The sequence below is a fragment of the Stenotrophomonas sp. YJH_SMC_16 genome (genome assembly GCF_059367875.1).
Genome location: NZ_JCAFRH010000003.1, coordinates 36,373 through 55,054 on the forward strand (window position 1 = coordinate 36,373; position 18,682 = coordinate 55,054).

General features: G+C 66.4%; 16 protein-coding genes. 6 read left to right on the top strand and 10 right to left on the bottom strand.

All coding sequences use genetic code 11. The features are described 5' to 3' along the window. Positions 1 to 139: 139 nt before the first annotated feature. Positions 140 to 1,015 (bottom strand): LysR family transcriptional regulator, encoded by an 876-nt coding sequence (locus AC5P6E_RS07695; RefSeq protein ID WP_019338398.1) that lies wholly within the window; start codon positions 1,013 to 1,015, stop codon positions 140 to 142. Positions 1,016 to 1,117: 102 nt separating this feature from the next. Here AC5P6E_RS07695 and AC5P6E_RS07700 point away from each other — a divergent pair, with 102 nt between their 5' ends. Both AC5P6E_RS07700 and dbpA read left to right on the top strand, forming a co-directional pair. Further along, positions 1,118 to 2,197 carry a YeiH family protein gene (locus AC5P6E_RS07700; RefSeq protein ID WP_019338397.1) on the top strand — a complete coding sequence of 360 codons (1,080 nt, stop codon included), beginning with the start codon at positions 1,118 to 1,120 and terminating at the stop codon, positions 2,195 to 2,197. Between the two features lie 85 nt (positions 2,198 to 2,282). Next, positions 2,283 to 3,659: an ATP-dependent RNA helicase DbpA gene (gene dbpA / locus AC5P6E_RS07705; RefSeq protein WP_010484543.1), complete on the top strand. Its 1,377-nt coding sequence runs from the start codon at positions 2,283 to 2,285 to the stop codon at positions 3,657 to 3,659. Positions 3,660 to 3,737: 78 nt separating this feature from the next. On the opposite strand, the gene AC5P6E_RS07710 is transcribed toward dbpA, so the two are convergent. From AC5P6E_RS07710 to AC5P6E_RS07725, 4 genes are all read right to left on the bottom strand, one after another. Then, entirely contained in the window at positions 3,738 to 4,274 is a 537-nt protein-coding gene (locus AC5P6E_RS07710) for an adenine phosphoribosyltransferase (protein WP_019338396.1), read from the bottom strand. A 597-nt stretch (positions 4,275 to 4,871) separates the two neighbouring features. After that, the gene (locus AC5P6E_RS07715) at positions 4,872 to 6,437 is read right to left on the bottom strand and encodes a protein adenylyltransferase SelO (RefSeq protein WP_483698235.1); all 1,566 of its coding nucleotides are present in this window, start codon (positions 6,435 to 6,437) and stop codon (positions 4,872 to 4,874) included. Between the two features lie 32 nt (positions 6,438 to 6,469). Next, a complete protein-coding gene (locus tag AC5P6E_RS07720) occupies positions 6,470 to 7,159 on the bottom strand; it encodes a glutathione S-transferase family protein (RefSeq protein ID WP_010484523.1) in 690 nt (229 codons plus the stop codon). A gap of 185 nt (positions 7,160 to 7,344) precedes the next feature. Continuing rightward, complete coding sequence (locus tag AC5P6E_RS07725; RefSeq protein ID WP_004153307.1) at positions 7,345 to 7,554, bottom strand: cold-shock protein; 210 nt, start codon at positions 7,552 to 7,554, stop codon at positions 7,345 to 7,347. 302 nt (positions 7,555 to 7,856) lie between these two features. Here AC5P6E_RS07725 and AC5P6E_RS07730 point away from each other — a divergent pair, with 302 nt between their 5' ends. Then, positions 7,857 to 8,345, top strand: a complete 489-nt coding sequence (locus tag AC5P6E_RS07730; RefSeq protein ID WP_010484520.1) for a YaiI/YqxD family protein — start codon at positions 7,857 to 7,859, stop codon at positions 8,343 to 8,345. Positions 8,346 to 8,351: 6 nt separating this feature from the next. Here AC5P6E_RS07730 and AC5P6E_RS07735 read toward each other — a convergent pair whose 3' ends face one another. Next, positions 8,352 to 9,230 carry a pseudouridine synthase gene (locus AC5P6E_RS07735; protein WP_483698237.1) on the bottom strand — a complete coding sequence of 293 codons (879 nt, stop codon included), beginning with the start codon at positions 9,228 to 9,230 and terminating at the stop codon, positions 8,352 to 8,354. 123 nt (positions 9,231 to 9,353) lie between these two features. Here AC5P6E_RS07735 and AC5P6E_RS07740 point away from each other — a divergent pair, with 123 nt between their 5' ends. The 3 genes from AC5P6E_RS07740 (at position 9,354) to AC5P6E_RS07750 (ending at position 13,244) form a co-directional block, all read left to right on the top strand. After that, the gene (locus AC5P6E_RS07740; RefSeq protein WP_043403207.1) at positions 9,354 to 9,902 is read left to right on the top strand and encodes a YaeQ family protein; all 549 of its coding nucleotides are present in this window, start codon (positions 9,354 to 9,356) and stop codon (positions 9,900 to 9,902) included. After that, positions 9,899 to 11,083, top strand: coding sequence for a BaiN/RdsA family NAD(P)/FAD-dependent oxidoreductase (locus AC5P6E_RS07745; RefSeq protein WP_049411433.1), 1,185 nt, complete (start codon positions 9,899 to 9,901; stop codon positions 11,081 to 11,083). The genes AC5P6E_RS07740 and AC5P6E_RS07745 overlap by 4 nt, the downstream gene beginning before the upstream one ends. Before the next feature lie 91 nt (positions 11,084 to 11,174). Next, on the top strand, positions 11,175 to 13,244 hold the full coding sequence (locus AC5P6E_RS07750) for an EAL domain-containing response regulator (RefSeq protein WP_134958932.1): 2,070 nt from the start codon (positions 11,175 to 11,177) through the stop codon (positions 13,242 to 13,244). A 113-nt stretch (positions 13,245 to 13,357) separates the two neighbouring features. Here the strand turns inward: AC5P6E_RS07750 and fabV are convergent, their stop codons facing one another. The 4 genes from fabV to yajC form a co-directional block, all read right to left on the bottom strand. Beyond that, positions 13,358 to 14,617, bottom strand: a complete 1,260-nt coding sequence (gene fabV, locus AC5P6E_RS07755) for an enoyl-ACP reductase FabV (protein ID WP_019338816.1) — start codon at positions 14,615 to 14,617, stop codon at positions 13,358 to 13,360. Between the two features lie 700 nt (positions 14,618 to 15,317). Beyond that, positions 15,318 to 16,298: a protein translocase subunit SecF gene (secF, locus tag AC5P6E_RS07760; protein WP_010484505.1), complete on the bottom strand. Its 981-nt coding sequence runs from the start codon at positions 16,296 to 16,298 to the stop codon at positions 15,318 to 15,320. Between the two features lie 16 nt (positions 16,299 to 16,314). Next, positions 16,315 to 18,171: a protein translocase subunit SecD gene (secD, locus tag AC5P6E_RS07765; protein ID WP_010484504.1), complete on the bottom strand. Its 1,857-nt coding sequence runs from the start codon at positions 18,169 to 18,171 to the stop codon at positions 16,315 to 16,317. A gap of 61 nt (positions 18,172 to 18,232) precedes the next feature. Further along, positions 18,233 to 18,577: a preprotein translocase subunit YajC gene (gene yajC / locus AC5P6E_RS07770; RefSeq protein WP_005409257.1), complete on the bottom strand. Its 345-nt coding sequence runs from the start codon at positions 18,575 to 18,577 to the stop codon at positions 18,233 to 18,235. Between the last annotated feature and the right edge of the window lie 105 nt (positions 18,578 to 18,682).

The following is an 18,682-nucleotide window of genomic DNA, read 5'->3' on the forward strand; positions in this document are numbered from 1 at the left end:
GACAGATTTCTGCGATCTGTCGGAACGGCATTCTGCTCTGGTAGGTGGCGACCTTGGTGGACACGGTCGATCCACGCCATGCGTGGATGAGCGCTACAAGAAGTGTCGATGGATGGACTCGACTTGGGGGTCTGATGGCTTACTCCACGTCACCCAGCAACGCCTGCAACCCCGGCAGCCACTGCTTGCCCGGGTGGCGCACCAGCCACAGCGTGCGCTGCAGGGGAGGCAGCGGGGTGTCCAGCACGCGCAGGTGGCCCAGCGCCAGCGGCTCTTCCAGCGCGTGGCGCGAGAGGCAGGCCAGGCCGAGGCCGGCGATGGCGGCCTGCTTGATCGCTTCGGTATTGCCCAGCTGCAGGGTCTGGGCGAAGCCACGCAGATGCGGCAACAACGCCTGCTCCACCGCCTCGCGGGTGCCCGAGCCGGGCTCGCGCAGCAGCCAGCGGGCGCGGCGCAGTTCGTCCAGCGTCCAGCGCGGCGGAGCGTCGTCGGCGGCGACGATCACCAGCGGATCCTGCTGCCAGGCGGTCACCTGCAGGCCGCGCTCGTGACACGGGCCTTCGATCAGGCCGGCGTCGACGTCCAGGCGCTGCACGGCGGCGACAACGCCGGCACTGTTGTCGATGCGCAGATCGACCTCGGCCTGTGGCGCCTGGCGCAGCAGTTCGGCGATGCGTGGCGGCAGCAGGTAATTGCCGATGGTGGTACTGGCCGCCAGCACCAGCCGCAGCGGCGCGCCCTGCGACGGGTCGCCGCCGGCGGCCAGCTGCCGCTCCAGATCGGCGGCGTTGACCAGTAGGGTGCGCGCCGGCTCCAGCAGTGCGCGGCCGTGCCCGTTCAGCGCCAGGCGGCGTCCGATGCGGTCGAACAGCGGGGTGCCGAAGTGGGCTTCCAACTCCTGCAGGGCGGCACTGCTGGCGGATTGCGAAAGCGCGATGGCCTGGCCGGCGGCGGTAGTGCTGCCGTGATCGGCGATGGCGACGAAGACCTGCAGCTGGCGCAAGGTCAGGCGCATGGCACTTACCTTCTTGATGGGTAGGTTTCACCTATATTATTTGTTTTACAGGTAATCGTCTCAGGCGCACGCTTGCCCCATCTCTCCAGCGCTGCCCGTGCCATGAACGCCCCTGCCCTCTTCCCCTGGTCCCTGCCCGCCCTGCGCCAACGCTGGCAGCCGCGCCTGCCCGGCCTGCTGCTGGTGGGCCTGATCGCGGCGGCGTCGCTGTACCTGGCCGAGCTGCCCTGGTTGCAGGCACACGGCCTGAGTGCGCTGACCGTGGCCATCGTCGCCGGCATCGTGATCGGCAACACCCTCTACCCGCGGCTGGCGCCGAGCAGCGCGGCCGGTGTCGGCTTTTCCAAGCACTGGCTGCTGCGCGCCGGCATCGTGCTGTACGGCCTGCGCCTGACCTTCCAGGACATCGGCCACGTCGGCGTCAGCGGCGTGCTGATGGACGTGCTGGTGGTCGCCAGCACCTTCGGCCTGGCCTGCTGGCTGGGTGTGCGCGTGTTCAAGATGGAGCGCGAGGCAGCGATGCTGATCGGTGCTGGCAGCGCGATCTGCGGCGCGGCAGCGGTGATGGCCGCCGAACCGGTGGTGCGTGGCCGCGCGGCACAGGTCACGGTGGCCGTGTCGACGGTGGTGGTGTTCGGCACGCTGGCGATGTTCCTGTACCCGGCGCTGTATGCCCTGGTGCAGTCGCACAGCTGGCTGGCGATGGATGCGCGGCAGTACGGCCTGTTCACCGGTGCGACGGTGCATGAAGTGGCACAGGTGGTGGCGGCAGGCCGTGCGGTCAACGAAGCGGCGGCCGACACGGCGGTGATCACCAAGATGGTGCGGGTGATGCTGCTGGCGCCGTTCCTGGTCGCGCTGTCGCTGTGGCTGGCGCGTGGCGGCAAGGCCAGCGCCAACGGCAGCAAGGCGCGCATCGTGGTGCCGTGGTTCGCCTTCGGTTTCGTGGGGGTGGCCGGTTTCAACTCGCTGCATCTTCTGCCGGCTGGCCTGCAGGCCGGGCTGGTGCAGCTGGATACCGTGCTGCTGGCGATGGCGATGGCCGCGCTGGGCCTGACCACCCACGTCTCGGCGCTGCGCCAGGCAGGCCTGAAGCCGCTGCTGCTGGCGCTGATCCTGTTCGCCTGGCTGCTGTTCGGTGGCCTGGCGATTCATCAGGGCGTGTTGGCGGTGCTGGGCTGATCAAGAGCGTGCCGACCAAGGTCGGCGCCCACGTGGATGAAGGCCCTGTGGCAGGGAGCGGCCGCGCAGACGGGTACAATGCGCCATGACTGACTTCTCGACCCTGCCGCTGAGCCCGGCCCTGCAGCCCGGCCTGGATGCCCTCGGCTACACCACCCTCACCCCCGTGCAGGCGCAGAGCCTGCCGGCCATTCTGGATGGCCGCGATGTGATCGCACAGGCGCCGACCGGCAGCGGCAAGACCGCCGCCTTCGGCCTGGGCCTGCTGCAGGCCATCGACCCCAGCCTGATCCGCGTGCAGGCACTGGTGCTGTGCCCGACCCGCGAACTGGCCGACCAGGTCGGCAAGCAGATCCGCAAGCTGGCCACCGGCATCCCCAACCTGAAGCTGTTGCTGCTGGTGGGCGGCGTGCCGCTGGGCCCTCAGCTGGCGTCGCTGGAAGGCCATGACCCGCATGTGGTGGTCGGCACACCCGGCCGCGTGCAGGAGCTGGCACGCAAGCGCGCGCTGAACCTGGGCGCGGTGCGCACGCTGGTGCTGGACGAAGCCGACCGCATGCTCGACATGGGCTTCGAGGAGCCGATCCGCGAGATCGCCGGCCGCACCCACAAGGACCGCCAAAGCCTGCTGTTCTCCGCCACCTTCCCCGACAGCATCCGCGCCATGGCGCGTGACTTGCTGCGCGACGCGGTGGAAGTGACCGTGGAAGGCGCCGATCAGGCGCCGGCCATCCGCCACCTGTTCTGCGAGGTGGAACCGGCGCACCGCCAGAAGGCGCTGGCGGGCCTGCTGCTGAAGTACACGCCGGAATCGGCGGTAGTGTTCTGCAACACCCGCAAGGACGTGGACGAGGTTGCGAATTCCCTGCAGCAGTTCGGCTTCTCCGCGCTCGCCCTGCATGGCGACATGGAGCAGCGCGACCGCGAGGAAGTGCTGTTGCTGCTGGCCAACCGCAGCTGCAACGTGCTGGTGGCCAGCGACGTGGCCGCACGTGGCCTGGACGTGGAAGAGCTGGCGGCGGTGATCAACTACGAGCTGCCGACCGACGTGGAGAGCTACCAGCATCGCGTGGGCCGTACCGGCCGTGCCGGTGCCAGCGGCCTGGCGATCAGCCTGGTGGCCGGCCGTGAGAAGACCCGCGCCGAAGCCATCGAAGCGCAGATGGGGCAGCCGTTGGACTGGCAGAAGACGCCGCTGGCGACCTCGCGCCCGGCCGAGCTGCCGCAGGCCGCGATGCGCACGCTGCGCATTGATGGTGGCAAGACCGACAAGCTGCGCCCGGGCGACATCCTTGGCGCGCTGACCGGTGATGCCGGCCTGTCAGCCAAGTTCATCGGGAAGATCGCGATCTTCCCGACCCGCTCCTACGTGGCGATCGCCCGAGAGCAGGCCAACAAGGCCGTGGCCAGGCTGGAAGCCGGCAAGATCAAGGGCCGTCGCTTCCGCGTGCGGATGATGTGATTGGCAAGGTAGTCGCCGGGCATGGCCCGGCACTACCTGCATGCCGTGTGTAGCGCCGGGCCACGCCCGGCGACAGACTCAGAACACCAGTTCGGTGTGCAGCGGCAGGTCCGCTTCCCAGCGTGCGCGGCCGCCGAGGCCGTCCAGCTCGACCAGCACGCCGGCACCCACCACCTCGACACCCAGGCGGCGCACCAGCGACAACGCGGCGACCAGCGTGCCGCCCGTGGCCAGCACGTCGTCGATGATCGCCACGCGGGCACCGGCCGGCAGCGCATCGGCGTGCACTTCGATGCAGTCGCTGCGGTATTCCAGCGTGTATTCCTCGCGCAGCACCTGACCCGGCAGCTTGCCCGGCTTGCGCACCGGCACGAAGCCCACGCCCAGTTCCAGCGCCATGGCGGCACCGAGGATGAAGCCACGCGATTCGATGCCGATCACCGCGTCCAGCTTCTGGTCGCGCCAACGGTCGGCCATCGCGGTGATGGCACCGCGGAAGTCCTCGCCATGGGCGAGCAGCGGCATGATGTCCTTGAAGAGGATGCCGGGCTTGGGGAAGTCGGCGATGTCGCGCAGGCGGGAGGCCCACTGCGGAGCGACGAGGGCGTCGGTCATGTCACGTTGGTTGTCTGATGGCGGCATAGGGTACCTGTTCCGGGCGCCGGCTGCCTGTTGGGGTGTTCGGCCGGGCTGCGCCCGGCACCTGCAGAGGCTTCAAGCCAAGGCAACGGCAAGAGCAACAGCAACAGCGGGTTTCCTGGGGGATGGCGGGGTGGGCCCGGTTGCGGGGGCCGCTGCAAGTACGTCCATGTAAGCTCGGTCGCCGCATCCATGCGGCTCACGCCCCCGCAACCGGACCCACCCCGCCTTCGACAGGTTCCTGCGATCTGTCGTAGATCCACGCCATGCGTGGATGAATTTTCATCGAAATCGAATATTTCGAGAATTGAACGAAGAGCATCCACGCATGGCGTGGATCTACCGTGTCGACCAAGGTCGACACCTACCAACGGCAGTCGGAATCTGTCAGAGGTGGGGCGGTGTCGGAGTGCGGGGTGTCAGCCGCATGGATGCGGCTGCCAAGCCTACACGGACGTACTTGCGGCGTCCCCGCACTCCGACACCGCCCCGCCAAACCACGGAATCCGCTTTTGCTCTCGCTGTTGACCTAGCCTCTGCGGGTGCAGGGCGCAGCCCTGCCGAAACCTACCCTCAGGAACTGCAGGACAGCATCGAGCAGCCGGCGCGATCTTCTGCCCACGCCGGGCGCTTGCCGGCAAAGTGTTCCAGGCCGGCACGCTCGGTGTATGGATCGCGCAGTACGTCCTGCAAAGCATGAACACCGCCGAGGTCGCCCTGCTCCGCGCGATCGATGGCTTCCTGGGCCAGCCAGTTGCGCAGCACGTACAGCGGGTTGGCCGCTGTCATCTTCGCCAGGCGTTCGCTGGCCGACAGCGGATCGGCCTGCAACCGCACCGCATAGTCCTGCAGCCACTGCTGCAACGGCGCCTGCACCGCCTGCTGGCGCGCCTCGTCGTAGTACACCGCATCCAGCAGCGCCGCATCCGGTGCCACCGCATCGATACGCATCAGCGTACGCCAGGCCAGGGTCATGTCCATACCCCCGTCCTGCATCAACTGCTGCCAGCGCAGGTAGAGCTGCAGGTCGTCATCGTCGGCCGCAGCCAGGCCGAGTTTGGCTGCGGCATCGCGGCGCGTGCAGGCCACGAAGGTGGACTGGTATGCAGCCAATCCAGCCTGCAACGGTTCGACATCGGCAAACAACGGTGACAACGCCTGTGCCAATCGGCTCAGGTTCCAGTACGCCACCTGCGGCTGGGTGCCGAAACGATAGCGCCGGCCTTGGGCATCGGTGGTGTTCGGCGTCCAGTCCGGATCGAAATCCTCGACCCAGCCATAGGGACCGTAGTCGAGCGTAAGACCAAGAACGGACAGGTTGTCGGTGTTCATCACGCCATGCACGAAGCCGACGCGCATCCAGTGCGCGATCATCTCGGCGGTGCGCACCGCGATCTGCGCGAACCAGTCGCCATACAGCGCCTCACCCTGCCCTTGCAGTTCGGGGAAGTCGCGGGCGATGCAGGCACCCACCAGCTGCTGCAGCAGTGCGGTTTCCCCGCGCGATGCCGGAAGCTCGAAGGAACCAAAGCGCAGGAACGACGGCGACACGCGGCATACGATGGCGCCGGGCTCTGCACGCGGATGGCCGTCGTAGAACATGTCGCGCACCACGTCGTCGCCGGTACCAACCAGCGACAGCGCACGCGTAGTCGGCACGCCAAGGTGGTGCATCGCTTCACTGCACAGGAACTCGCGGATCGACGAGCGCAGTACCGCGCGACCATCGGCGCCGCGCGAGTACGGCGTCGGCCCCGCCCCCTTCAGCTGCAGCTCCCAATGACGGCCATCGGGCGCGACCAGTTCACCCAGCGAGATCGCGCGACCGTCGCCGAGCTGGCCGGCCCAGTGACCAAACTGATGGCCGCCGTAGTTGGCCGCCCAAGGCTGCATGCCGGCGTACAGCGCGTTTCCGCCAAACACCTGCGCGAAGCTTTCGCTTTCGACTTCAGCGGTATCGAAACCAAGCATCGCGGCAACATCCGGCGACCAGGCCAGCAACGTGGGCGCCGTCACCGGGGTCGGCATCACCGGCGACCAGGCCGCACCCAGCACTTCGCGCCGGCGCGGGCCGGATTCGGGATCGCCCGGCAGGGTCTGCAGCAGGCGGTTGTCGAAACGGGGGCTGTCGGTATCCATGGTGCTGAAGATGGGGGCGACGGCCGCCCTCCTCAATTGCCGCTGAGCGCCTGCAGGTGGCCGCCGTGGGCCTCGGCACGCTGGTAGGCGGGTCGCTCACCGATACGCTTGAGGAAGCCACGCAGTGCCGGCTTGTCGTCGAGACCACCGCCGCGCGCGGCCGCAGCCTGGATCGGGAAGCTCATCTGGATGTCGGCCGCGCTGAAGCGTTCACCGGCAAACCACGGGCTTTCGGCCAGGCGGCGCTCCATCCAGTCCAGGTGCAGGCGCCGCTGTGGGCCGATGAAGCCACGTTCGGCCTTGTCGGCGATACTGCGCGCGATCGGACGGGCAAAGAACGGCATCGGCGCGTTGCGGATGCGGCCCATCACCAGGGTCAGCAGCAGCGGCGGCATCGCCGAGCCTTCGGCGTAGTGCAACCAATAGCGGTAGGCGATGCGCTCGGCGCCATCGGCCGGCATCGGTGACGGCGACAGCTGGCGTTGGGTGTCATAGCGATCCGCGAGGTAGTCGAGGATGGCACCGGACTCGGCCAGTACCAGCTCGCCATCCTGCAGTACCGGCGACTTGCCCAGCGGGTGCACGTTGCGCAGCTCCGGCGGCGCCAGCAGCGTCTTCGGATCGCGCGGATAGCGGCGCAGTTCGTAGTCCAGCCCCAGCTCCTCCAGCATCCACAGCACACGCAGGGAACGGGAGTTTTCCAGGTGATGGACGATGCGCATGGGGATGATCCTTGGGGAGGCCCCCATCGTACCGCGATGGCTGCATGCCCCATGTAGCGTCGAGCCATGCTCGACTGCCTTTGGAAAGCAGTCGAGCATGGCTCGACGCTACAGAACAGCAGGCAACAAAAAACGCCGGAAGCTTTCGCTTCCGGCGTTCTGGCTACCAAATGGTAGCAGACGGATTAGACCGCCTGCACCTGGTCAGCCTGCATACCCTTCTGGCCCTGGACGGCGATGAAGGTAACCTTCTGGCCTTCCTGCAGGGTCTTGAAGCCGGTGCCCTGGATGGCACGGAAGTGCACGAACAGGTCCGGGCCGCTTTCCGGGGTGATGAAGCCGAAGCCCTTGGCGTCGTTGAACCACTTGACGGTGCCGGTCTGACGATCAGACATTTGACTAACTCCTGAAACACATGTTGAAAAAAATCGCAGCCACCGGGTATCGGGGCCGAGACTGAGTTGCAGGCGTTGGTAAAGCGGATCGATGAGCGGATCGTGAGATCAACTGCACCAGGCCACGATTCACGGTGACCCTAGCAAACACAGTGGGTCGAACGATACGCGTGTTTTCTGCAAAAAGCGATAGCCCGGACGTTCATGGGCAAACCCTGCCCGCTAGGCGTGACAAGGCTTGGCAGCCGATCAAGCCTAACTCCGAGTCCCCATTCAGGTTTTTCCTACCCTACACTGGGTAAATGACTGAAGCTGAAACCCAAGCTGAACCCGCCCTGCCCCGCATCTGGGTGGACGCGGATGCCTGCCCCACCGTCATTCGCGACATCCTGTTCCGTGCCGCTGAACGCGTTGGGATCGAGCTGACCCTGGTCGCCAACCAGTGGATCCGCACCCCGCCATCGCGCTGGCTGCGCTCGATCCAGGTGCCGCAGGGCCTGGACGTGGCCGACAGCGCCATCGTCGAGCGGGTCGCCGCCGGAGACCTGGTGGTCACCCAGGACATCCCGTTGGCCGCCCTGGTGCTGGAGAAGAAGGCCGTGGCGCTGAACCCGCGCGGCCAGCTGTACACCCCGAACAACATGGCCGAGCGGCTGTCGATGCGCAATTTCATGGAAGAGCTGCGCGGCGCCGGGGTGCAGACCGGCGGCCCCCCGCCGCTGGGCCCGCGCGACCGGCAGCTGTTCGCTGCCGAGCTGGACCGCTGGTTGGCCCGACGCCCGGTTCGCTGAACGGCCCTACCCGCCCTGGCCGGGCAGGCACAGGCGGCGCCGGCTGCTGAACCGCCGGGGCTCCCCGCTCAATGGGTCATCGAAGGCCAGCCCCTGCGCCAGCAGCTGCAGGGGCGACTCGACCGTTTCATCCGGGCGCGGCCTCAGCAGCGGATACAGGTCATCGCCCTCGATCGGCGCGCCCAGCGCCGCCATGTGCACGCGCAGCTGGTGCTTGCGGCCGGTTTCCGGCAGCAGCCGGTAGCGCCAGACCGGCCCTTCGGCCTCGATCAGCTCGATCCGGCTGCGCGCATTGGGCTCGCCGGGCACTTCGGCCATGCGGAAGAACGGTTCGCCCGGCACCAGGCGGCTGTCCCGCTGCAACGGAAACGCCAGCCCGGGCAGCGCCGGTGCCAGCGCCTCATAGGTCTTCTCGATGCGCCGTTCGCGGAACAGCCGTTGATAGGCATCACGCGTTGCTGCCTGGGTCGAGAACAGCACCAGGCCGGCGGTCAGCCGGTCCAAGCGGTGCAACGGCGCCAGTTCGGTGTTGCCGGTGCGTGCGACCAGGCGCGCCAGCAGGGTTTCGCGCACATAGCCACCGGCCGGCGTCACCGGCAGGAAGTGCGGCTTGTCCGCCACCAGCAGGTGCGCATCCAGATGCAGGATGGTCTCGGCGAAGGGAATCACCGGCTCGTCGGCCACCTCGCGGAAGTACTGGATTTCCAGCCCCACCTGCCAGGGCATGTCCGGCGCCAGTGCCCTGCCCTGCGGATCCTGCACACGGCCTCGGGCGAAGCGGTCCTGCCACTGCGCACGGTCGATGCGTGGGAAACGTGCACACAGGCCATCGAGCAGGCTGCTCCAGTGGCCGGGCGGCAGCTGCAGGCGGCTGGGCAGGGTCATCGGTGGCACTCCTGCGGCAGGAAAGCGTGAAAGGGTGCCACGTTGACGTGCCACAGACAGCCCGGCCACGGACACCCCTGGAGCAAACCTCTATCATTGTCGTCTTTAGTCCACGGACCCCCCATGGCTCTCACCGCCACCATCCGCAAGGCCGAACTGCAGATCAGCGACATGGATCGCGGCTACTACGTGACCCACAACCTGACCCTGGCCCAGCACCCGTCCGAGACCGACGATCGCCTGATGGTGCGCCTGCTCGCCTTCGCGCTGAACGCCGGCGACCGCCTGGAATTCGGCCGCGGCCTGAGTACCGATGACGAGCCGGACCTGTGGGAGCACGACTACACCGGCGACATCCTGCAATGGATCGACCTGGGCCATCCAGACGAATCGCGCATCCGCAAGGCCAGCAACCGCAGCCGCCAGGTGCAGGTGGTGAACTACGGCGGCAACGCTTCGGACATCTGGTGGAGCAAGCAGAGCAAGGGCCTGGCGCGCTTCGACAACCTGTCGGTGGTCGACCTCGATGGTGCCTTCGTCGAACTGTGGGGCCAGCAGATCCAGCGCGCCATGCGCTGGAGCGTGCTGATCCAGGACGGCGAAGTGCAGCTGCTCAACGACCAGATCCAGCTCGACGTAATCCCGAACTGGCGCAAGCGCGCCAAGGCATGAGCACCCTCCGTTGCGATGTGGTGGTCATCGGCGCCGGCGCGGCCGGGCTGATGACCGCAATCACGGCTGGCCAGCGCGGCCGCCAGGTGCAGGTGATCGACCATGCCAACAAGGTCGGCAAGAAGATCCTGATGTCCGGCGGTGGCCGTTGCAACTTCACCAACACCGGCACCACCCCGGCCAACTTCCTGTCGGCCAACCCGCACTTCTGCAAGTCGGCGCTGGCGCGCTACACGCCCTGGCACTTCATCGAGCTGGTGCACAAGCACGGTATCGCGTATCACGAAAAAGAGCTGGGCCAGCTGTTCTGCGATGTCTCGTCCAAGCAGATCGTGAAGATGCTGGTGGACGAATGCCAGGCGGCCGGCGTGCAGGTGCGCACCGAGTGCAGCGTGCAGCGCATCGAGCACGGCAGCGATGGCTTCCGCGTGCATACCACCCATGGCCTGTTCCATTGCGCCTCGCTGGTGGTTGCCACCGGCGGCCTGTCCATTCCCAGCATGGGTGCCACCGGCTTTGGTTATGAAGTGGCCCGACAGTTCGGCCACCAGGTGCTGCCGACCCGCGCAGGGCTGGTGCCGCTGACGCTCAGCGGCAAGCACCAGGAACGGCTGGCCGATCTCAGCGGCGTCGCTCTCCCCATCGAGGCGCGCTGCAACGGAAAGAGCTTCCAGAATTTCATGCTGCTGACCCATCGCGGCGTGAGTGGCCCGGCGATCCTGCAGATCTCCTCGTTCTGGCAACCCGGCGATGCGCTGGAGCTGGACCTGCTGCCCGGCCAGGATGCCGGCGAGTGGCTGCGCCAGATGAAGCGCGAGCGCCCGGCCGCCGAGCTGCGCACGGTACTGGGTGAGGTGCTGCCCAAGCGACTGGCGCAGCGCCTGTGCGAACACTGGCTGCCCGACCGCCCCGTGCGCCAGTTGGACGAGCCGGTGCTGCGCCAGGCCGCGCAGCTGCTGGGCGCGTTCCCGCTGGTGGCCAGTGGCACCGAGGGCTACCGTACCGCTGAGGTCACGCTCGGCGGCGTGGACACCGCCGAGGTCTCGTCTTCGACGATGGAATCCAAGCGCGTACCCGGCCTGCATTTCGTCGGCGAGGTGCTGGATGTGACCGGCTGGCTGGGCGGCTACAACTTCCAGTGGGCCTGGGCCAGCGGCCACGCGGCCGGTGGCGTGGTGTGAACCACATCGCCGTTCGATGCGTGCAAGGGGTGCGCGCATGGACGGTTCGGCGCGCATCGTGTATCTAGATTTGCAGATTGGGGAGCAGTGCATGCAGAACGCGAACGACATCACCATCCGCCTGCTGATCGTCGATGACAGCGGCGAGAACGCCGAGGCCATCGTCAGCACCCTGCGCAACAGCGGCATCGCGGTGCGTCCGTGGCGCCCGCAGGATGCTGCCGAGCTGTCCCAGGTGCTGGCCAGCCAGGCCATCGACCTGGTGCTGGCTTCGCCCTCGCAGGGGATCCCGCTGCCACTGGTGGCCCAGCATATTGCTGCCAGCGGCAAGGACATTCCGCTGGTGCTGCTGGCCGAACGCATCGACGAGGACGAGCTGGTACAAGCCAGCAGCCACGGCATCCGTGCCCTCGCCCTGCGCCAGCGTTCCGAGCACCTGCTCGCCGTGGTCCGTGATCAGTGGGTGGACCTGCAGGCGCGTCGTGGCCTGCGCCGCATCGAGGCGCAGATGCGCGAGACCGAGCGCCGCTGCGATGCCCTGATCGCTTCCTCGCGCGACCCCATCGCCTACGTGCATGAAGGCATGCACATCCGCGCCAACGACGCCTATCTGGAGATGTTCGGCTACGAGCATTTCGACGATATCGAAGGCATCTCGCTGCTGGACATGGTCGCCGCCCAGCATGTGGAAGGCTTCAAGCAGCTGCTGAAGGGCCTCAGCCGTGGCGAGGCGCCGCCGCCGCAGTACCAGCTTGACGCGCGCCACGAGGATGGCAGCGCGTTCCCGGCAACGATGGAATTCACCCCCGCCACCTACGAGGGCGAATCCTGCCTGCAGGTGGTACTCCGCCGCCGCATGGAATTCGACCCGGAACTGGCGCGCGAGGTCGAGGACCTGCGCCAGCGCGATCAGGTCACCGGCCTGCTCAACCGACCGACCTTCATGCTGCAGCTGGAAAGCGCGGTGGCCCAGGCCGGGCGCAGCGAAGGCCAGTTCGGCCTGCTGCTGATCGAGCCGGACCACTACGCGCGCCTGCTGCCGGATATCGGCCTGGCCTCGGCCGACATCCTGATCGGCGCCCTCGCCTCCCTGCTGGCCGAGGTGGTTGGCGAGGACGCGCAGCTGGCCCGCTTCGGCGAACACAATTTCGCCGTGCTGCAGGCCGGGCCCTACGCGCAGACCGTGGCACTGGCCGAGCGCATCCGCGAAGCCTACGCCGCACACGTCTTCAGCATCGGCGCGCGTTCGGCCACGGTAACGGTCAGCATCGGTGGCGTGCAGGTGGGCGAGAAGATCGCCAGCATCGGCCAGGTGCTGGCACGCGCCAGCGAATGCACGCAGGCCGCCGCCGAACTGGGCAACACCTGCCGCATCTTCGACCCGGCCGCTGCCGACCGCGTGGAGGAAGAACGCGTGCTGCGCTGGGTCACCCGAATCCGTGAAGCACTGGCCGGTGATGGCTTCCAGCTGCACTACCAGCCGGTGCTGAACCTGCAGGGGGAGTCGCTGGAGCTGTATGAGGCCTACCTGCGCCTTGAGCACAATGGTGAACTGCTGAGCCCGACTGCGTTCCTGGGCATCGCGGAGGAACACGGCCTGCTGGCCGACATCAACCGCTGGGTGGTGTCACGGGCGATCGCTGTGCTGGGCCAACGTGCACGCGAAGGCCATGCCACGCAGATGCTGGTGAAGGTGACGCCAGAGTCGTTCGACGACCCGCAGATGATCGCCACCCTGCGTCGGGAACTGCAGGCACAGGGCGTGCCCGGCGAACGGCTGTGGCTGCATGCGCCGGAAGCAAAGGTGTTCACCCATCTGCGCAGTGCGCAGCAGTTCCTTGCCGAAGTGGCGCCGCTGGGCTGCCGCATCGGCCTGGAGCAGTTTGGTTCGGGATTGGATTCGTTCCAGCTGCTGGCCCACTTCCAGCCGCAGTTCCTCAAGCTGGACCGCGGTTTCACCAGCGATCTGGCCGCCACCCGGGAAAACATCGACCGCATCAGCCAGATCACTGCGCGTGCGCAGGAAGCCGGCATCCGCACCATCGCCGAGTTCGTCAGCGATGCCAACTCGATGACCCTGCTGTTCAGTGCCGGCGTGGATTACGTGCAGGGCGACTTCGTCGGTCCGGCGTTGCCGGAGATGGGGTTCGAGTTTGGTTGACGCCTCTCTGTAGAGCCGAGCGATGCTCGGCTGCGGGACTCAAGCGAAGAGCAGCCGAGCATGGCTCGGCTCTACACAAAGAGAAGGCCGGCTTTCGCCGGCCTTTTCATTGATCAGGTCATGTCGACCAGATTGTCGATCTTCACGTCCGGGTTGACGTCGGCCTCGTAGTCGACGCCCTCCACGCCAAAGCCGAACAGGCGCAGGAAGTCGGCCTTGTAACCGGCCAGATCGCTGATCTCGTACAGGTTCTCGTTGGTCACCTGCGGCCACAGCGCAACCACCTTGCCCTGCACGTCTGCCGCCATTTCCTTGTAGTCGGCACGCAGGCGGCCTTCCTCATCGACCAGCGCAACGGTATGGCCCTCGCCATCGACCAGGTCGTGGCGCAGGCGATCGATCGCCACGCCGTCGGCCTTGCCCCCGTAGAGGATGTCGTACAGCACATCCAACTGCTCGATGCAGCCTTCGTGGGTGCCCTTTTCCTTCATCACCTTGAACAGCAGCGACAGGTACAGCGGCATGGTCGGAATCGCCGAGCTGGCCTGAGTCACCACCGCCTTCAGCACCGATACGCGTGCATCACCACCAATCTTGGCCAACTTCTCGCGCAGGCCCAGCACCTTGGTGTCCAGGTCCTTCTTGGCGGCACCGATCGAGCCGTTCCAGTAAATCGCCTGGGTGATCTCTTCGCCCACGTAGGTGAAGGCGGTGGTGGTGCAGCCGTTGGCCAGCACGCCGGCATCGGCCAGCGCGTCGATCCACATCTGCCAGTCCTCACCGCCCATCACCGCGACGGTACCGGCGACTTCTTCCGGGGTGGCCGGCTGCAGATGGGTCTCGGTCAGCACTTCCTTGTCGGTATCCAGGCCACGCAGCGTGATCGGCTCGCCGATCGGCTTCAGCGTAGAGCTGATGATTTCACCGGTCTTCGGGTGCTTGCGGCGCGGCGCAGCCAGGCTGTAGACGACCTGATCGACCTGGCCGAGATCGGCCTTGATCATTTCGATGGTCTTCGCCTTCACTTCATCGGAGAAGGCATCGCCGTTGATGCTCTTGGCGTACAGGCCGGCTTCGTCGGCGTACTTGTGGAACGCGGCCGAGTTGTACCAGCCCGCGGTACCCGGCTTGGTCTCGCTGCCCGGGCGTTCGAAGAAGATGCCGAGGGTCGCGGCGCCACTGCCGAAGGCAGCGGTGATGCGCGCAGCGAGGCCGTAGCCGGTGGAGGCGCCGATCACCAGCACGCGCTTGGGGCCGTTCTGGATCGGCGGGCGCGCGCGGATGTAGTCGATCTGCTGCTTGACCGCGGCGTCGCAGCCGGTCGGGTGGGTGGTGACGCAGATGAAGCCGCGGACGCGCGGTTTGATGACCATGGATACCTCGGGTTGGCAGATGCGGCGCGCGGGGCGCTCAGCAGGAATATGGGTGCGCGCATGCGCGCGCGAACCGCAGGATCGTAGTGCGCGGGGGCCGAATGCACAACCGACGCTGCCGTAGGGTGGTGTTTCTTTTGCAGGGTTGCACCCTGCACCCGCAGAGGCCTGAGCAACGGCCAGAGCCAGAGCAACGTCAAAAGCTGGGTTCCTGGGGGTGGGCGGGGTGGGTCCGGTTGGGGGGGACGCTGCAAGTACGTCCATGTAAGCTCGGTCGCCGCATCCATGCGGCTCACGCCCCCTCAACCGGACCCACTCCGCCTTCGACAGATTTCCGCGATCTGTTGGAACGGCGTGCGGCCTTGGTAGGTGTCGACCTTGGTCGACACGGTTGAATTCATTCGATATCTGACAGATGTGTCGACCAAGGTCGACACCTACCGACAGCCGCAGGAATCTGTCAAAGGTGGGGCGGTGTCGGAGTGCGGGGTGTCAGCCGCATGGATGCGGCTGCCAAGCCTACAGGGACGTACTTGCGGCGCCCCCGCACTCCGACACCGCCCCACCAATCCACGGAATGCCCGCTGTTGCTGTTGCTGTTGCTGTTGCTGTTGCCTCTGCAGGTGCAGGGCTGCAAGCCCTGCCAACAAAAAACCCCGCTTGCGCGGGGTTCTCTGTTCATTGCGTGCAGCGCGAACGCTTACGGGCGACGGGCCAGGGCCTCGACGTCCTTCGCCTTCGGCAACAGGTCCTGCTTGCTCACGCGCAGGAAACCGATCGTCAGCATCGGCACCGCCACCAGGATCGAGGACAGCACCACGATCACCGCACCGATCATGTGCGTCTCGGCCAGGCCTTCCATCGAGCTGCCGCCGTACATGTACAGTGCTAGCGCCGACAGGAAGAACATCACCGCGGTGATCACCGTACGCGACAGCGTCTGGTTGATCGAACGGTTCAGCACTTCCATCGAGTCCACGCGCAGGCTGCGGAAGTTCTCGCGGACGCGGTCAAAGACCACGATGATGTCGTTGATCGCAAAGCCCATCACCGACAGCAGGCCAGCCAGCACGGTCAGGTCGAACTCACGGCCCAGCAGGGACACGTAAGCCACCGTCACGATCAGGTCGAACATGGCCACGATACTGGCGGTGACCGCGAACTTCCATTCGAAGCGCACGGCGATGTAGATCAGGAAGCCGGCCAGCATGAAGATGGTGGCGTACAGGCCATTCATCGCCAGGTCCTTGCCGATCTGCGGGCCGACGAACTCGTTGCGCAGTACGGTTGCCTGATTATCAGCCGTGGACAGTGCCTTCACTACAGCGGCAGCGGTAGCCTTGTCTTCGGTGGCGGCAGCACCCGTGCCCGGAGCATGCTCGCCGTGTGGCGCCAGGCGGATCAGCAGGTCGGTGTTGCCACCGACGCTCTGTACCTGAGCGCCGTCGAAGCCATTCTGCTCGAGCTTGGTGCGGACCTGCTCGACGTCCACCGCCTTGTCGAAGCGGGCTTCGATCAGGGTGCCGCCGGTGAAGTCCAGCGCGTAGTTGAAGCCCTTGAACGCGATGATGCTGATCGACGCCAGGAACACCACGATGGTGACTGCCATGGCGACATGGCGCCAGCGCATGAAGTCGATCTTGGTGTCGTTCGGGAGGATGTGCAGCGGAAACAGTTTCATTGTGCGTGTCGTCCCGTCAGATGGCCACGTTCTGGAGCTTCTTGCGACGGCCGTAGATCAGCGTCGCCAGCGCACGCGACACGGTGATCGCGGTGAACATGGAGGCGAAAATACCGATGATCATGGTCAGCGCGAAGCCCTTCAGCGGACCGGTACCGAATGCAAACAGCGCCACACCGACGATCAGGCCGGTCAGGTTGGCGTCGAGGATGGTGCCCGAAGCACGCTCGTAACCGGTCACGATCGCGGTTTTGCCCGGCACGCCGGCACGCAGTTCTTCACGGATACGCTCGTTGATCAGCACGTTGGCGTCCACTGACAGGCCGACCGACAACGCCAGGCCGGCAAAGCCCGGCAGGGTCATGGTCGCGCCGAACAGCGACATCACCGCCACCACGATCAGCAGGTTGAACAGCATCGCGATCGAGGTGATCACGCCGAACATGCGGTAGTAGACGCTGAAGAACACCAGGGTGAACAGGAATGCGAACACCACCGCGCGCATACCGTTCTTGACGTTCTCGGCACCCAGGCTCGGGCCGACCACGCGCTCTTCGACGAAGTCCATCGGCGCGGCCAGCGAGCCGGACTTCAGCAGCTTGGCCAGGTCCTCGGCTTCCTTCTTCTGAAGGCCGGTGGTCTGGAAGTTCTTTCCGAACACGCCGTTGATGTTGGCCACCGAGATCACTTCCTCGTTGACCTTGAAGCCACGCACTTCCTGGCCGTCGACAACGGTCACGGTCGGTACGCGCTCGGTGTAGACCACCGCCATCGGCTTGTTCACGTTGGCGCTGGTGAAGTCGAACATGCGCTGGCCGCCGACATTGTTCAGCGTCACGCTGACCGCCGGAGAGCCGCTGTTCGAATCGGTCACCGCCTGCGCGCCGACCATCTGGTCACCGGTGACGATCACGCGCTTGTTCAGCAGGACCGGACCACCGCCATCACGACGCTGGTAGACCTTCGCTTCCGGCGGGATGCGGCCGGAGTTGATGGCGTCCTGTGCATTGCCGTCAACCACCGCGCGGTACTCGAGGGTAGCGGTGGCGCCGATCATGCGCTTGGCTTCGGCCGTGTCCTGCACGCCCGGCAGCTGCACGACCACGCGGTCGGCACCCTGGCGCTGGATGATCGGCTCGGCCACGCCCAGCTGGTTCACGCGGTTGCGCAGGGTGTTGATGTTCTGCTCGATGGCGCCGTTGGCGATCTGGGTGATCTCGGTTTCCGGCACGGTCACCGTGATGCGATTGCCACTGACGTCGTAGCCGAGGGTCGGCTGCGCCTTGACCAGGGCAGTGCGGGCACGCTGCGCGGCGTCGTCACCGGCGGACGGGCTCAGGTTGGCCACGATACTGTTGTCAGCACGGCGTTCCACCGACTGGTACGGAATGCGGGCGTCGCGCAGGGTACTGCGCACGTCTTCGGTGTAGGCATCCAGGCGCTTGTCGAGCGCGGCCTTCTGGTCGACCTGCAGCACGAAGTGCACGCCGCCCTGCAGGTCCAGGCCCAGCACCATCGGGCGACCGCCGAGGTTGGCCAGCCAGTCCGGCACGGTCGAGGCCAGGTTCAGGGCCACGGTGTACTTCTCACCGACGGTGTCACGCAGGGCGTCGCTGGCAGCGGACTGCGCCTTCAGGTCCGGCAGGCGGACGATCAGGCTCTCCCCTTCCTTCTCGGCACCGAGGGCGTCCACACCGGCCTTTTTCAGGTCGGCCAGCACACGGTCACGCAGCGCGTCGTCGACCTGTCCGCCACGGTTGGCGGTGATCTGGACGGCCGGGTCCTTCTGGTAGATGTTGGGCAGCGCGTACAGCGCGCTGAGCGCCAGTACGATCAGGATGACGACGTACTTCCAGCGTGGAAATTCGAGCATTGCTTGGGTCCCGCGCGGCGCCATCCCCGGCGCCGCGGTTGTGCATCGGAAAGGGAGTGGCTTACTGGGCCGACTTCAGGGTACCGGCCGGCAGCACGTTGCCGACAGCGCCCTTCTGCACGCGGATGCGCACGTTGTCAGCCACTTCGATGGTGATGAAGTTGTCGCCGATGTCGGTGACGATGCCGGCGATGCCGCCATTGGTCAGCACTTCATCGCCACGCTTGATCTTCTCCAGCATGGCCTTGTGCTCCTTCTGCCGCTTCATCTGCGGGCGGATCATCAGGAAGTACATGATGGCGATCAGGATGACCGGGAACAGCAGCGTGGTCAGGCCCATGCCCTGCGGTTGGCCGCCGGCGGCCTGGGCGTGGGCGGCGGGAATCAGGAAAGCAAGCAGGTTCATCGTTGGTCCTTTGGTTGGGCGGCGCTCCGGCCCTTTCACGGGCACGGGGTGTCGACCGCGGATCTGGGTCAGCCTTGAAGTATGCCACGGCCCCGGGCGTTCGTC